Here is a 14907-nt window from a genome sequence, read left to right as displayed (position 1 = left end):
TAGAGTGAACACTCAGCTTTTACGCACGAATCGCCATGAAAATTCCAAACGCAATAAAATTCCTGGGTCTGATGGCCTTACTGGTTTTGGGGCCCTCTACGTCCCCAAAAGTAGTAGCGCAGCCGGGCGTCTCGGTGCCTGTCGAGTCATTTTATGACGAGCTGGCTCCTTACGGACAATGGACGCAATATCCGAATTATGGAAACGTATGGATTCCAAACGCAGGCCCTGATTTTCAGCCGTATGCAAGTGGTGGCCATTGGGTAATGACCGAATATGGGAATACCTGGGTATCGGATTATGCCTGGGGATGGGCTCCTTTCCACTATGGTCGCTGGATTTACGATCCGGCCTATGGTGGCTGGATTTGGGTGCCAGGCAGTGATTGGGCACCCGCCTGGGTTACATGGCGATCGGGTGGCGGATACTATGGTTGGGCTCCGCTGGCTCCCGGCTGGGATATCAACATTAACATCAATATTCCGGCTCCTTACTGGACGTTTGTGCCACAGGTCTATATCACCAGTCCCAATATCTACAGCTACTGCGTGCCCCGACCACGGGTAATCAATATCTATAATCAGACGACCATCATCAATAACTACTATCGAACTGGTAGCGGTCGGTCATACGGATATGGTCCGCAACGGGGGGATATTGAGCGGATTACCCGACAAAACGTTCCGATATACCGTGTTGATCATATGGATCGTCCAGGACGTTCGATTGCTAGCAATGGCTCTGTAGGTTTTTATCGTCCGGGCTCATCGCGCGAGTATGGCCCAAACAGAGGGTATGATAATCGATATAATAATCCACGCCCGAATTACGACGGAAACAACACCGCCTATAATCGGGATCGAGGGGGCCGATACAATGGCGATTTCAATAATTCACGCCCGAATTACGATGGCAACAGTAATATGCCCGGTCGGGGGGATAATGGAAATACGAATCGATGGGACCGAAACTCGTTCCCGACAGATCGAAACGGGGGCTTTAATAATGCTCCAAATGCCAATCCAGGTAATATAGGTACACCTTCCGCACCTAACATGCCTTCACCAAGTCGTGGCGGCTATTCACCCGGAAACTCACCACAGGGAGACGGCTGGCAACGTGGTGGTCGCCAAATGAGTGACGAAGGGCAACGGAGTTTCCCGCAACGGGGTGGGGGAGGTTTTCAGCAACAGCCTGATCGCTCAGTTGAACGAATGGAGCGTCAGCCGCAAATGAATAACCCGCAAATGCAGCGTGGAGGTCAAAATGGTGGAGCGTTCCAGCGTATTCAGGAAAGCCAGTCGCAGCCATCTCAACAACATGGAATGGGACAAATCCAACGATCAGGTGACATACCTGGTGGCGGATTTGGCGATCGTCAATCGCGTGGACCTCGTTAGTTGATTGCTTGATATAGTTTGTGTAAAAACGCCCTATAACCAATCTGGTTGTAGGGCGTTTGCTTTGGCTGGAAAATTCTAACGGCACCTGACAGCTTCCTGACTATTTTTGCCCGATATGCGCTATTTTATTGAATTGTCGTATCGAGGAACGGCTTATCGAGGTTGGCAGACGCAGGCCAGTGAGACGAGTGTTCAATCGACGCTGGAAGCGGCTCTAACCCGACGATTTGGACAACCAATCTACATCGTCGGCAGTGGTCGTACGGATGCGGGTGTTCATGCAAAACAGCAGTTTGCCCATTTCGATATAGCTGAGCCGCTGGAGCTTTCTGAAGCGATTATTTATTCGATTAATTGTATTCTACCAGAAGACATCGCTATCCATTCTATTTTTCCTGTTCGCCTAACGGATCACGCCCGCTTTTCGGCGACATTTCGATACTATCAATATCATATCACTCGACAGAAAGACGTATTTCAATCGGGTCTGACCTATCATTTTCGACCTTTGCTCTATGAAGCGCGTATGAACGAAGCGTGCCGGATCATGCTGCAATACACAAATTTTCAGAGTTTTAGCAAAGCGCGGGCTAACGTAAATCATTTTCATTGCCGACTCGATTTTGCCTATTGGGAACGCTTAAACGACGATCACTTAGTATTTCATATTCGAGCCGATCGATTTCTCTGGGGAATGGTTCGTACGATTGTCGGCACGATGATTGAGATTGGGCAGGAACGAATGAACCTTCAGGAATTTGAACAGATTATTCAACTCCGCGACCGAAATGCCGCTGGCCGAGCAGTGCCAGCGAACGGATTGTATTTGGTTGAAGTCGGTTACCCTACGGACGTTACAGGAGCAGTTACAGGTGACATAATCTGAAGATGACTGTCTAAAGTAGCGATGAACTTTACCACTGAGTTGAAAATGTTGATAAAGACGATTGCAGGAACCTATATTTACGAAATGCGATGAAAACCAGAGTGTTAATTGGCATGAAATGTGCATTTTTTGGCTAACGTCTGTTCGTTCACTATCTCATGAATAAAATTATACTGACTTTTTTGGGGTTAACTGTCTTTTTTGCGTCCTGTAACAAAGAAAATACGGACGTAGATAGTCAACAATGTTATACCTGCGAGATCAAGTACACGTACTCTGGAACAGACGCCTATATACCTCCTCCTGTAACGATTACACGACAGATTTGTAGTACTGCCGAAAAAGACACACTCCTGAAACGCAACGGCACATCTGACTACGGACCCGGTGGGTTTACTTCGAAGATTACGCAGGCCGTAAGCTGTACAAATCCTTAATAAGCCGAAATCAGAAGATCATATCAGTACTGAATACAATTCACTGTGCTTTCCTGAAAAGGACGGCATACATATATTCGCGTCCAATTATACAGTCGGCCCAACCGATGGCGTTGGAGTATAATAGGCTGAAAAGCTAAAATTTCTTAAATTCGGCCACCTAGTAGGCTAATCCATTATTTTTGTTTTGCTAACGCGAACCCCTGAATGGCTCGTACAAAGAAGAAAGTTGGTGCATATCCCAGTGGCATGATTATGTTTAGTCTGACGCTGGCGTTGTTTTTAATTGGTTTTTGCGGACTGCTGGCTATCCAGTCAAAACGATTGGTAACCTATATCCGCGAGAATTATGAAATTCGGGCATTTTTAAATAAAAATCTCGGCGAACAGAAAACGGAAACGCTATATAAAACCATCGCAGAGCGGCCCTACGTCCTGAAAACCGACGGGAAAGCGCAGATTACGATGGTAACAAAAGAGGAAGCCGCCAAAGAGTTTATCGCCGAAACAAAGGAAGATTTCTCGAAGTTTTTAGGTGAGAATCCACTGCATGATAGCTACCGAATTAAGCTCAATGAGGGCTACTTTGAGGAAGCTAAATTGCAGGAAGTAAAGCAGGATCTGGAACAAATGAGTGGCGTGTTTGAAGTCGTTTATCAGGAAAATCTGGTCGATAATATCAACCGGAACATTACCAAGATTTACGCCCTAATGTCCGCTTTTGCGATTATTCTGCTGGTTATTATTGTTGTGCTGATGAATAACAGTATCCGACTGGCGCTGCATTCTCAGCGAATGTTAATTCGAAGTATGCAGTTAGTCGGGGCCACAAATGGGTTTATTACTCGCCCATTTTTAGGACGGGGCATCTGGCAGGGTTTTGTGGCTGGCATAATCGCAGTGGGCTTGTTGCTACTTGGTACGCAGATTGCTATTCAAAGTTTGCCCGAATTAGCTATGTTTCAGGACCCGGAAAAGATTGCTATTCTGATGGCTGGTATTGTTGGATTAGGCATTCTGATTGGTTTTCTGAGTACGTTTCAGGCCGTCAAACGGTATCTTGGCCTGACAGTGGATGATCTTTATTAAGGAATAAAATACACTGAACACATAAGATGATTTGGCTACTGAAGCCATTCTTCATTTTAGATTGTTCAGTATAGTGATAAACGCAAAAAGACCATGGCAAAAGATAAACAATATAGCTCGGCCACGCTAACCCGTGATGAACCAGCCAAAAAAACACCAGTGACTCCGGTTACTGCGAAAACCGAAACCGTCCGTTCGACGAGAAATGAGTCGCCCGGTGCGGCTGCCGCTTTACCGTTTGGTCGACAGAATTACATTTATATGTTAGTCGGTATTGGGGTTATTTTGCTTGGATTTTTTATCATGAGTCTCGACAAAGAAGAGTTTGGCTTTGGCTTTTTAGGCCTGACCCTTGGCCCGATTGTCGTGATGAGCGGCTTTGTTCTCGAATTTTTCGCCGTTCTTACCCGACCAAAGGCGTAAAAGAAAGTTAATAGAGTTATAAAGTCATATAGTTGTGAAGTAGTTTTGCCGTACAATTGGCTAACCCGGTAATCCGTCAACTTTACAACTGTATAACTTTATAACTTTTTTAATGGAACTTATTCACGCCATTGTGTTGGCCATTATTGAGGGACTAACTGAGTTCCTGCCGGTTTCCTCAACCGGCCACATGATTATCTACTCCTCCCTCGCTGGTATTGCCAGCGACGAGTTCACCAAACTCTACACCGTCGATATTCAGTTCGGTTGTATTCTGTCAGTACTGGTTCTTTACCATCGACGTTTCCTGACTGACCCTCGCAGCGGAAGTTTTACTGCTCCTTCTTATTTGAAATCATTTCCGGCTCGCTGGCAACCCATGCTGGATTTTTACAGCAAGATTCTGATTGCCTTTTTACCAGCCGCTGTTATTGGCTTTCTGCTGAATGATTTTATTGATTCGCTGCTTGAAAACGTCGTTGTCGTTGCAATTACCCTGTTGGTAGGTGGCATTATACTAGTATTTATTGATCGGATTATTAATCGTCAGCCAAAAGACGGAGATGTAACCGTACCCGATGCCATTCGGATTGGATTCTTTCAGTGTATCGCCATGATTCCGGGTGTATCGCGGTCGGCAGCAACCATCATTGGCGGTATGTTTCAGGGATTGACCCGCGCTCAGGCCGCCGAATTTTCGTTTTTCCTGGCGGTGCCCACGATGGCTGCCGCTTCAGGGTATAAACTCCTGAAAACCTACAAACTTCTTCAGCCCGCCGATTACCAAACACTCCTGATCGGAAATGCTATTGCGTTTGTCGTAGGGATGCTGGCCATTCGCGGCTTTGTCAGTTTTCTGAATCGCTACGGATTCAAACTGTTTGGTTATTACCGGATTATCCTTGGATTGGTTCTGCTGGGATTAGTAGCCGCCGGAGTAAAATTGGATGTGCTTTAATTTAGTTTATTGTGGAACAAACCCCCGATCCCGGTCAGGTTATTTTAATCGACAAGCCGCTTACCTGGACCTCGTTCGATGTAGCCAACAAGCTGAAATATGCCTGTAAATTCAAAAAAATTGGTCATGCGGGAACGCTCGATCCGTTGGCAACGGGTTTGCTGATTCTTTGTACAGGTAAAATGACCAAACAGATCGATCAGTATCAGGCGCAGGAAAAAGAATATACAGGAACGCTCGTGCTGGGGAAAACAACACCCTCTGTTGATCTTGAAACCACGTTCGATGCGGAGTTCGATACAACGGGTATTTCGGTCGAGCAGATACAGGCTGCCGCTCAGCAATTAACGGGCGATATTCTGCAGGTTCCTCCCATTTATTCAGCCGTTCGGGTCAATGGCGAGCGATTATATGAAAAAGCCCGCCGGGGCGAAACGGCCGACCGGGTAGAAGGTGGAATTAAAGCAAGGCAAGTTACGGTTTCTGTATTTGAAGTAGATGCGAGTCGTTTTCCCGAGGTAGATTTTCGGATTGTGTGTTCGAAAGGCACCTATATTCGCAGTCTCGTTCGTGATATAGGACTATTGCTCAATAACGGTGCTTACATGAGTAGTCTTCGTCGGACGCGTATCGGTGATTTTCGGGTCGAAGACGCCCATACGATTGAGAAATTTATTGAAATATGTCGCGAGTCGATAGTTGACAGTCACTAGCCCAATTCACTACTGACGACTATTGACTAACCGCTCCGGCGGGCCGTGACTATCGACTATCGACTAGAGATGATTATTTATAGAGGGCTCAACGATATACAGCCATTAACGAATGCTGTAGTAACCAGCGGTACATTCGATGGAGTTCACCTGGGTCATCAAACAATTCTGGCCAGACTGACCGAGGTTGCCAAAGCCAGTGAGGGAGAGTCTGTATTGATCACCTATTGGCCGCATCCGCGTACAGTTGTATCCAACGACAGTCAGAACTTGAAGTTACTGACAACCCTGGACGAGAAAATTGAACTATTAGATCAGGCTGGTGTAGAGAACTTAATCGTTATTCCCTTTACCCGATCGTTTTCCGAGCTAACGTCTGAGGAATATATTCGGCAAATTTTGATTGATAAAATAGGGACGAAAAAGCTTGTTATTGGCTATGATCACCGCTTTGGCAAAGATCGCGAAGGGGGGTTCGATTATATTAAAGCGCACCAGCGCGAGTATGGTTTTGAGATTGAGGAAATTCCCCGGCAGGATGTCGAGACCGTTGGCGTAAGTTCCTCGCGTATCCGGACAGCTCTTAATGAAGGGAATATTTTCACCGCCAATCGATTGTTAGGGCGTTCCTATACACTAACAGGAACCATTGTAAAAGGTCGGCAATTGGGCCGAACCATTGGGTTTCCAACGGCCAATATGCAGGTCGACGATCCGGTTAAACTGATTCCGGCGAATGGCGTTTATGCCGTTGAAGTGGAATACGCCGGACAAACCCTTACAGGGATGCTCAATATTGGTTTCCGCCCTACTGTTGCCGGAACAAACCAAACCATCGAAACCTACATTTTCGACTTCGATAAGGATATTTATGGCGAACACATGACCTTGAAATTCAAAGAGTTCTTGCGTCCCGAGCAAAAATTTGATGGATTGCCCGCGCTTGTGGCTCAGCTCAAAAACGACGAAGAAACCGCCCGGAAAGTACTTTCAAAATAGAGAATTTACCTCACCCCTAGCCCCTCTCCTAAAACAGGAGAGGGGCTAGGGGTGAGGTAAACCCGATTACAATCCAATGTGTTTTCCAGTGATATAACCGGTTGTCCAGGCGCTTTGGAAGTTAAAACCGCCTGTGATTCCGTCGATATTTAGCACTTCACCAGCAAAAAAGAGACCAGGTTGTGCTTTACTTTCTAACGTTTGTGGATGTACACTATCGAGGGAAATGCCTCCGCAGGTCACAAATTCTTCTTTAAACGTCGTTTTGCCACTTACCTGAAACTGGCTATTGGTTAACCGTTCGATCAGACGATTCAGAGGTTTGGCAGGTAGATCAGCCCAACGCTGCTGTTCCTCAATTCCAGACTCAAGCGTAAGCGCATCCCACAGTCGATTAGGTAAGCTGAATGGATTTTGCGAAGAAACCTGTTTGCGACCATTCTGTTGACGAAAATCCTGCAAAGTACTACGCAACGCATTCTCGTTCAGCATAGGTGTCCAGTTGATGCGCAACGTAAATGTATAATCGCTCTGCGCTAACTCACGGGCGGCCCAGGCCGATAAACGCAAAATCGCTGGTCCACTAAATCCCCAGTGGGTGATCAAAACGGGCCCACGTTGTTCCTGTTTCGTTTCCCGAATGGATACGCTTGCATCGGTTACCGAAACGCCCGCTAAAGGAAATAAATAGTTATCAGGAACATTAAACGTAAATAACGAGGGAACCGGCGACAGCAATGGCTCACTCTGCTCAGGAAGCCAATGATAAGAAGCCTGCTGAGGATATCCGCCAGTAGCGATCAATATACGATCCGCCTGAATAGTCGTATCGTCCAGGAGGTCTACATTCCAGACGGACTTATTATCGCTCTTTGGTTGATAGGAGAGACTCGACACGCCACAGGACGTTCGGACACGAATGCCTAGTTGGCGAGCCGTTGTTAACAAACAATCAACAATGGTGTCGGAGGTATTTGTAGACGGAAACATCCGACCATCGGCCTCTATTTTCAGGTTAACTCCTCGGCATTCAAACCAGTCTACCGTATGTCTAACATCAAACTGAGCCAATAAAGATCGTAGTGGTTTCTCCCCGCGAGGATAGTGTTTGACCAATTGGCGATTATCGAAACAAGCATGGGTAACATTGCAGCGGCCCCCGCCCGAAATGCGGACTTTATTGAGCACGGTGCGATTCTTTTCAAGAATCGTAATGGTGGCATCGGGAAATGTTTCAGCAGCCGTAATCGCTCCAAAAAAACCTGCCGCTCCACCACCAACGACAATAATATTTAACGATGACATGCGGTTTTAACAGCTATTTCCGGTTCCATGTTCCAAGTGTGACAGGGCATTCATTCGCAAAAAACGAAAGCTTGAAACATGAAACAAAAAACTAACTTTGACCCATGTTCTTTAAGCCTCGATTTTCTACTAAAAACTACGTCCGTAACGGATTCCGGCTACGGGGTAATACGCTCGTATTACTATTCATCTTTTTTTTGATCGGCTTATTTCTGCATTACGGTGGCAAAACACAACCCGTAGTTGCCTTCTGGAATGACGTGCGGGAAATTATTGGCCTGGGCCGATCCCATTCCGAAACGGATAAAGATAACCCCTATAAAGCTCCTGAACCAGAGGAGAGATCAGACGAAAGCGAAGCGAGCGACAGTAAAAGCAACAGGCCCTCCGCAGAATCGTCAGGTAATCAGCGGTTTGATTTTGAGAAATTAGCCGATTTTTTGCTGCCCGTATCGAAAGCAAATAGTGAACTTATCCGCCATGAAGGCTATACACTCAGGTATAGCAATCAACATAAAGATGCGGAATGGGTAGCGTATCCGTTGTTAGCCTACGAAACTACAGGTGATGCCGATCGCAAGAACGAACAATTTAAGCCCGATCCTGAAGTGTCAGAAGGAACCGCTTTATCGTCGGATTATACCCGTTCTGGCTATGATCGGGGGCATTTAGCACCAGCTGCCGACTTTAAATTTTCGCAACGAATGATGCGGGAAACGTTCTTTATGAGCAATATTACCCCACAAGCTCCCGATTTTAACCGTGGTATCTGGAGCGATCTTGAAAGTCAGGTACGGTCATGGGCTCGACGCGATAAAGGACTGTATGTAATAACTGGCCCCGTTTTAAAACCAGGGTTACCAACAATCGGAAAAAAGGCCGAAATAAGCGTACCTGAAAAGTTTTATAAGGTAATCCTCTATTGCAATAAACCTGACATTCGGATGATTGGCTTCCTGCTCGACAATGAAGGCTCTACGAAGTCGATTAGAGAATTTGTGGTACCAGTCGATCTCATCGAGCAATTAACAGGTATCGATTTCTTTCCGAAAATTCCGGATGATCTGGAGCGAAAACTGGAAAGTAAGAATCGGGAAGAAATGGTCGATGAATGGTTTAATTAAGGATAATTTTATGGGAGTCTAAAAACGTCTGAACGTCATCAGGACGTTGCGTACCAATTGTAAGGTAGCTGTTATTTTGCCGTTTAATGAGCAGGCCCTTCGTCCCCGCGACATTGTAAACCCATCCTTTAAGGCCCAAACGAATTCCATAGCCTACAAAACCATATTCAATCACCGAAACCGACTGAACATCGGTCCAGGGAATTGTTCGCCAGGGTAGAATAGGAAACACACGATAATGAATACCTTCGCTGTCCAGACGGGTATCTAATTGCCATACATAAATCAGTAGAACGACCAGCAAAGCTACGATAATGCCACCCCAGGCCGTCGGAATTTTCCTGGCGGCATTAGTTAGCAGAGCGGACGTTGTTGACAGCACAACAAAGCCAAGGATCGCCCAGATCCACCATTGACGAAATCGCTGGCTCTCGGTGAAAGTATTCATCCTAGGTTTTTTGCTTCTTTTTCTTAGCCGCTGGAAACAGGATATTGTTCAGAATGAGACGATAACCAGCCGAATTAGGATGCAGGTTTAGATCCGTTGGCTCCTCACCGATTTCGTGTCGGTAATCTTCCGGATCATGGCCACCATAAAACGTAAAGAAGCCCCGTCCGTAGGGTGAATGAATGTAACGTGCTTCACCAACCGACCGATTTTCAGCCATAATCACAACCTCAGGCTTGATAAAGTTTTTCTTAAAAGCGGTTGTTTGACCCATAAAACCCTTAATCACATTCTGGTGATTCTGTGTCAGCATGGTTGGAATGGGATCGTATTTAGCTGAGAATTGAAATAACGTAAAATAGTCGTTGTGCTCGCTCAGGCCCCGTTCTTCGGGTTGGTTATCCACGTTAGAAAACTCGATCAGGTAAGGATTCGTATATACCTGAAAATTCCGGAAGGCAAATGTCTGACTATAATCCAGTTTGCTATTGGCACTAGGATCAGCAGGATCGCCATCATAAAATGAATCGACAATATCCGTATTATGAGCGGCCAGCGCGATATCGTATGTATCGGTTGCATTACACATCGCGAATAGATAACCACCACCTAAAACAAATTCCCGAATTTTCTGAGAAACCGCCAGTTTCAGTTGAGGAACTTTGTTGAAGCCATATTTCCGGGCAATCGTTTCAGCTTCGCGTTTCTGGGCGATGTACCAGGGCTGATCTTTAAAATGGAAAAACTTGCCATATTGTCCCGTAAAATCCTCATGATGGAGGTGAAGCCAGTCATATTCAGGTAGTTTGCCATTCATCACTTCTTCGTCGAAAACGACGTCATAAGGAATCTCGGCATACGTCATAACCATGGTTACAGCGTCATCCCAGGGCTGTTTTGTTTTTGGAGAATATACGGCTACTTTGGGTGGTTTTTGCAGCTTTACAGCGTCCATATTAGCATCTGCAGCCGCAACTTCAGACAGAATCTGGGCCGATTGCGCGTCTGAAATTACTTCGTAGCTGACCCCCCGGATCACCATTTCGTTGACAAATGCCTGTGTTTGGGGTAATAGAAACGAACCGCCCCGGTAGTTGAGCAACCAGTCGATTTCGGTATCATGAACCTTTAGTACCCAATAGGCTATACCGTAGGCTTTGAGATGATTCTTCTGGGCATCGTCCATGGGAATCAGGATTTTCGAAGCCCAGACATGACCCGTCAGGCTCAAAATTAGGATAAGCGGTAACAGCAGCCTTGTCATTGGTTTCCCTGTTAAAAATGCTCTTGGTAGTTTTGCTATAACGAAATATACACAAATATTGTGCAAAAAATGTAGGGGGCAGCGGGTAAAGGGCAGCGGGAAATAAAAAACTCTGCACCTTCTACCCATCACCCTCTGCCCGCTGCTCATGAACCTAATCGAGAACATACGCGAGGGGCTGCGTTCAATTGCGGGCAATCAGCTGCGAACCATCCTGACGTCGCTGATCATTGCCATCGGTATTACATCATTGGTTGGTATTCTGACCGCTATTGATGGGATTCAAAACTCTGTAAACAGCAGTTTTGCCGGATTGGGCGCGAATACGTTTAGCATTGTTGCTCGCCAGGATGCATTCCGGCGGGGAGGTCGTATTCAGCGGCAGGATGCACCCATCGATTATTTCGACGCAATACAGTTTAAGCGTCGGTTTCCGTATGGGGCTACTATTTCGGTTTCGTCAGTTGTTGCAGGAGCGGCACAAGCCAAATTTGGTTCTAAAAAAACGAACCCTAATGTGATGCTCACAGGAGGAGAGGACACGTATCTATCCGTAAAAGGTTTTACACTCCAAAGCGGCCGCAACCTGACTCCTTCTGATTTAAAATATTCTATGAATGTCGCTGTAATTGGTAGCGAAGTCGCCAATACCTTATTTGAGAAAAAAATAAATCCCCTGAATCAGGTTATTCGTGTAGCTGGAGCGCAATACAAAGTTGTGGGGGTGTTAAATAAAAAAGGGGGCTTTTCGGGCGGGGGCGACGATCGAATGATTTTGATTCCGCTGGATAATGCTCGTGCGCTGGCTGGGGGCCAGCAACTGACGTTTGATATAACAGCTTCCGTACCCACCGTTGCTGATCAAGACGAAGCTGTCGGCGAAGCACGGGGAACCATGCGTTTAGTTCGACATGATCCATTAGGACAGCCTGATTCGTTTGAGATCGAACGTGCGGACGATCTGGCAAGAGAAACGGGAGAGATTACAGGATACCTGCGCATAGGTGGTTTCGGTATTGGCTTCATCACACTCTTAGGCGCGTCGATTGCTCTGCTGAACATCATGCTCGTTTCCGTTACAGAACGAACTCGGGAAATTGGTATCCGCAAATCGTTGGGTGCAACTCCTCAACGTATTCGTGAGCAATTTTTGATTGAGGCTATTGTGATTTGCATTCTGGGAGGCATTGGTGGAATATTGCTGGGATTAGGTATTGGTAATGTCATTGCCAATGTCGTGAGTCAGGGGGAAGGCGGTTTCGTAGTGCCTTGGGCCTGGATGGGTCTTGGCATCGTTGTGTGCGTAACAGTTGGTCTATTTGCGGGAATTTACCCCGCTATACGGGCTTCTAAACTCGATCCGATTGAGGCACTTCGGTATGAGTAGAAAGGTGGCGAAGAGGAAAACGGATTTTTTTTGTCTTCTCTCTTTCTCGTTTCCTTCCTTCTCCCTACTTTTGCACCCACGTTTGACAAACGCACTCTGGAAGCAGAGACGATTCTGTCGCCGGGATGGCGGAATCGGTAGACGCGATGGTCTCAAACACCATTGTCTGCAAGGACATGCCGGTTCGAGTCCGGCTCCCGGTACGGCTTCCCTCACAAATATCTGTTAATCAGTGTTTTGTGAGGGATTTTCCTTTTTTTGCTGAAACATTTTGCTTATTTCCCTTGGGGCATCTAGGGTATAGTTATAGAATCGTATAAACTTCCGTCATCCGATGCAATAGGAGTTAATTCAGATATAAGCATTATAAAAACAATAGCTAGATGAGAGCTTATGAAATGGGCTATATAGATTGGAATATAGAAATCCTATCCAGATTAGCCTAAACTGGTTCGGCGAAGATTAGACAAAGGCTGATTTGACTATGATAAAGCCTTAGCTATGGACATGGTATAATTTCTGCTAGAGTATACTCATCTCCAAATCTGTTTAACCGTTCTAGATCTTATGAAAAGGATTGTTTACTTATTCTTGTTTCTGGTGAGCATCCCTCTGCTAGCGCAAACCAACTACATAGTCAATACTCCTAACTCCTTAACACCTGGCACTTTTAATACATTAGTGGGGTATGAGGCTGGGCGATCGATTGCCTCTAGTAATTTCAATACCTTTTTAGGAGCCTATTCAGGATTTTCTAATACTATAGGTGGCACCAATACATTTGTTGGCTTTAAGACAGGCTATTATAATCAAGGCGGTACCGGAAATACTTTTCTTGGCTTTTATTCTGGCCATGGTAGTATAAGCGGTAACAACAACTTGTTTATAGGTTCATATACTGGAGAGTATAATACATCAGGCTCGAATAACACTTTCTTGGGGTATAACGCTGGTGTTATCAATTCGACAGGGAATGATAACGCTTTTATAGGGACTAGTGCTGGAAATCAGAATTCATCCGGTTACAGTAATACCTACCTGGGTGTTCGAGCAGGCTTTAGTAATCAAATGGGCAATAACAATGTGATGATTGGGGATTCAGCCGGTGCTAATTATGTTTTGTCAAATAGCGTATTCGTCGGATCTAAAGCGGGTTACGCCAATACCATTGGTACGTTCAACACATTCGTGGGCTATAATGCTGGTCTTAATAATACCGCAGGTCGATTTAATCTCTTTCTTGGTTATCAAGCTGGACGCAATAATCAAGGGGCAGATTTAAATAGCTTTCTGGGAACTAGCGCAGGAGAAAATAATACGGAAGGATATAACAATACATTTCTAGGCGCCTTTGCAGGGTATCAAAACACAACTGCTGACAATAACGTATTTCTAGGTTCTTCCGCTGGTCGCTTTAACTTAGCTGGGTTTTCAAACACCTTTGTAGGCTCTGGTGCTGGTTACACCAATGACATGGGATATTACAATACATTTATCGGTAATTCTGCAGGATTTAGTAATACAAGCTCTTACAATAACACCTTTGTCGGAAACAGGACTGGAGAATTGAACACGGTTGGTAATCAAAATACGTTCGTAGGTTATATGGCAGGCGCTAAAAACACCACAGGTAGCAATAACATCATTATTGGCCCAAGATCGGGAACCGCCATCACGACTAGCGATGATAATGTCCTGATGGGCTACAATAGCCAAGCCGAAGATGGCCTACAAAACGCAATTGCTATCGGTGCCAACAGCCGGGTAGCCGTCAGTAACGCTATGATATTAGGCAACAAAGTCAATGTAGGCATTGGAACATCGGCACCTGCTAACCGTCTGGAGATAGTCAGTCAATCCCCCAATACTAGCGGATTAACCTTAAGCAATCTAACGACTGCTAGCCCAACCACTCAAACTACGGATCAATTTCTAACCGTAACAGAAAAGGGAGAAGTAGTGAAGGCTCGTTATCAATTACGGATTAATACTCCTAGTGAGTGGAGCGATAGAGTGTTCACTACGACTGATCAGCTGCGCACATTGTCCTCGGTAGCTACTTATATTAGTCAGAATGGCCATTTACCGGGTGTTCCCTCTGCGGAACAAGTTTTGAAAGAAGGAATTGACCTAGTCAAGATGAATGCGATCCTGCTAGAAAAGGTTGAGGAACTGACTTTATACAGCATTCAACAAGATAGAGTGATCCAGCAGCAACAACAGGAGTTGCAGTCTATGAAGCAAAAACAGGCTGAGTTAGGACGATTGCTTAATCAACTTCTGAAACAGAGGTAGTTCAGGGTAATCCTGTAAATAAGCGTGTAGGGAAGAAGTTGAAAATCCATACTTAAATTGTAGTAGCCACTACTTGATCTGACAGTTAATTTACCCCTTCACTGTCAGATCAAGTAGTGGCTACTACAATTTAAGTAATTGTCAAAAAACGCCAACCCTAACAGAACTGGCGTTTC

Annotated in this window: 14 protein-coding genes and 1 tRNA gene; 12 read left to right on the top strand and 3 right to left on the bottom strand. The window is 45.6% G+C overall.

Going from position 1 to position 14907, the window contains the following annotated elements; translation table 11 throughout:
• Window positions 1-35 precede the first annotated feature (35 nt).
• The 8 genes from ACYVE4_RS29080 to ACYVE4_RS29045 all read left to right on the top strand — a co-directional run bounded on the left by ACYVE4_RS29080 (window position 36) and on the right by ACYVE4_RS29045 (window position 6908).
• A complete protein-coding gene (locus tag ACYVE4_RS29080; RefSeq protein WP_461043923.1) occupies window positions 36-1400 on the top strand; it encodes a DUF6600 domain-containing protein in 1365 nt (454 codons plus the stop codon).
• Between the two features lie 118 nt (window positions 1401-1518).
• Window positions 1519-2289, top strand: coding sequence for a tRNA pseudouridine(38-40) synthase TruA (truA, locus tag ACYVE4_RS29075; RefSeq protein WP_461043922.1), 771 nt, complete (start codon window positions 1519-1521; stop codon window positions 2287-2289).
• Between the two features lie 158 nt (window positions 2290-2447).
• Window positions 2448-2726, top strand: a complete 279-nt coding sequence (locus tag ACYVE4_RS29070; protein WP_461043921.1) for a hypothetical protein — start codon at window positions 2448-2450, stop codon at window positions 2724-2726.
• 207 nt (window positions 2727-2933) lie between these two features.
• Window positions 2934-3815, top strand: coding sequence for a cell division protein FtsX (locus ACYVE4_RS29065; protein ID WP_461043920.1), 882 nt, complete (start codon window positions 2934-2936; stop codon window positions 3813-3815).
• A 93-nt stretch (window positions 3816-3908) separates the two neighbouring features.
• Window positions 3909-4238, top strand: coding sequence for a DUF3098 domain-containing protein (locus ACYVE4_RS29060; RefSeq protein ID WP_461043919.1), 330 nt, complete (start codon window positions 3909-3911; stop codon window positions 4236-4238).
• Window positions 4239-4350: 112 nt separating this feature from the next.
• Entirely contained in the window at window positions 4351-5196 is an 846-nt protein-coding gene (locus ACYVE4_RS29055; RefSeq protein ID WP_461043918.1) for an undecaprenyl-diphosphate phosphatase, read from the top strand.
• Between the two features lie 8 nt (window positions 5197-5204).
• The gene (gene truB / locus ACYVE4_RS29050) at window positions 5205-5909 is read left to right on the top strand and encodes a tRNA pseudouridine(55) synthase TruB (protein WP_461044014.1); all 705 of its coding nucleotides are present in this window, start codon (window positions 5205-5207) and stop codon (window positions 5907-5909) included.
• A 69-nt stretch (window positions 5910-5978) separates the two neighbouring features.
• Window positions 5979-6908 (top strand): bifunctional riboflavin kinase/FAD synthetase, encoded by a 930-nt coding sequence (locus ACYVE4_RS29045; protein ID WP_461044013.1) that lies wholly within the window; start codon window positions 5979-5981, stop codon window positions 6906-6908.
• Window positions 6909-6974: 66 nt separating this feature from the next.
• Here the strand turns inward: ACYVE4_RS29045 and ACYVE4_RS29040 are convergent, their stop codons facing one another.
• Window positions 6975-8213 carry a BaiN/RdsA family NAD(P)/FAD-dependent oxidoreductase gene (locus tag ACYVE4_RS29040; RefSeq protein ID WP_461043917.1) on the bottom strand — a complete coding sequence of 413 codons (1239 nt, stop codon included), beginning with the start codon at window positions 8211-8213 and terminating at the stop codon, window positions 6975-6977.
• Between the two features lie 104 nt (window positions 8214-8317).
• Between ACYVE4_RS29040 and ACYVE4_RS29035 the strand changes: the two genes are divergently transcribed.
• A complete protein-coding gene (locus ACYVE4_RS29035; RefSeq protein ID WP_461043916.1) occupies window positions 8318-9337 on the top strand; it encodes a DNA/RNA non-specific endonuclease in 1020 nt (339 codons plus the stop codon).
• On the opposite strand, the gene ACYVE4_RS29030 is transcribed toward ACYVE4_RS29035, so the two are convergent.
• Complete coding sequence (locus ACYVE4_RS29030; protein WP_461043915.1) at window positions 9330-9785, bottom strand: hypothetical protein; 456 nt, start codon at window positions 9783-9785, stop codon at window positions 9330-9332. The two genes, ACYVE4_RS29035 and ACYVE4_RS29030, sit on opposite strands and share 8 nt — an antisense overlap.
• 1 nt (window position 9786) lies before the next feature.
• On the bottom strand, window positions 9787-11049 hold the full coding sequence (locus tag ACYVE4_RS29025) for an asparagine synthetase B (RefSeq protein ID WP_461043914.1): 1263 nt from the start codon (window positions 11047-11049) through the stop codon (window positions 9787-9789).
• A 148-nt stretch (window positions 11050-11197) separates the two neighbouring features.
• Here ACYVE4_RS29025 and ACYVE4_RS29020 point away from each other — a divergent pair, with 148 nt between their 5' ends.
• The 3 genes from ACYVE4_RS29020 (at window position 11198) to ACYVE4_RS29010 (ending at window position 14731) form a co-directional block, all read left to right on the top strand.
• Window positions 11198-12436 carry an ABC transporter permease gene (locus tag ACYVE4_RS29020; protein ID WP_461043913.1) on the top strand — a complete coding sequence of 413 codons (1239 nt, stop codon included), beginning with the start codon at window positions 11198-11200 and terminating at the stop codon, window positions 12434-12436.
• A 119-nt stretch (window positions 12437-12555) separates the two neighbouring features.
• A tRNA-Leu gene (locus ACYVE4_RS29015) sits at window positions 12556-12639 on the top strand.
• Between the two features lie 364 nt (window positions 12640-13003).
• Entirely contained in the window at window positions 13004-14731 is a 1728-nt protein-coding gene (locus ACYVE4_RS29010) for an autotransporter outer membrane beta-barrel domain-containing protein (protein WP_461043912.1), read from the top strand.
• The last annotated feature ends 176 nt before the right edge of the window (window positions 14732-14907 follow it).

The organism is Spirosoma harenae (assembly GCF_054776975.1).
This window is presented reverse-complemented; position numbering and strand designations above follow the sequence as displayed.

Excerpts from the sequence above, each read along its gene's own strand:
- ACYVE4_RS29055 (WP_461043918.1), top strand. The coding sequence starts at position 4,351 with ATGGAACTTATTCACGCCATTGTGTTGGCCATTATTGAGGGACTAACT.
- ACYVE4_RS29010 (WP_461043912.1), top strand. The coding sequence starts at position 13,004 with ATGAAAAGGATTGTTTACTTATTCTTGTTTCTGGTGAGCATCCCTCTG.
- ACYVE4_RS29065 (WP_461043920.1), top strand. The coding sequence starts at position 2,934 with ATGGCTCGTACAAAGAAGAAAGTTGGTGCATATCCCAGTGGCATGATT.
- ACYVE4_RS29025 (WP_461043914.1), bottom strand. The coding sequence starts at position 11,049 with ATGACAAGGCTGCTGTTACCGCTTATCCTAATTTTGAGCCTGACGGGT.
- ACYVE4_RS29070 (WP_461043921.1), top strand. The coding sequence starts at position 2,448 with ATGAATAAAATTATACTGACTTTTTTGGGGTTAACTGTCTTTTTTGCG.
- ACYVE4_RS29045 (WP_461044013.1), top strand. The coding sequence starts at position 5,979 with ATGATTATTTATAGAGGGCTCAACGATATACAGCCATTAACGAATGCT.
- ACYVE4_RS29020 (WP_461043913.1), top strand. The coding sequence starts at position 11,198 with ATGAACCTAATCGAGAACATACGCGAGGGGCTGCGTTCAATTGCGGGC.
- ACYVE4_RS29060 (WP_461043919.1), top strand. The coding sequence starts at position 3,909 with ATGGCAAAAGATAAACAATATAGCTCGGCCACGCTAACCCGTGATGAA.
- truA (WP_461043922.1), top strand. The coding sequence starts at position 1,519 with ATGCGCTATTTTATTGAATTGTCGTATCGAGGAACGGCTTATCGAGGT.
- ACYVE4_RS29080 (WP_461043923.1), top strand. The coding sequence starts at position 36 with ATGAAAATTCCAAACGCAATAAAATTCCTGGGTCTGATGGCCTTACTG.
- ACYVE4_RS29035 (WP_461043916.1), top strand. The coding sequence starts at position 8,318 with ATGTTCTTTAAGCCTCGATTTTCTACTAAAAACTACGTCCGTAACGGA.
- ACYVE4_RS29040 (WP_461043917.1), bottom strand. The coding sequence starts at position 8,213 with ATGTCATCGTTAAATATTATTGTCGTTGGTGGTGGAGCGGCAGGTTTT.
- ACYVE4_RS29030 (WP_461043915.1), bottom strand. The coding sequence starts at position 9,785 with ATGAATACTTTCACCGAGAGCCAGCGATTTCGTCAATGGTGGATCTGG.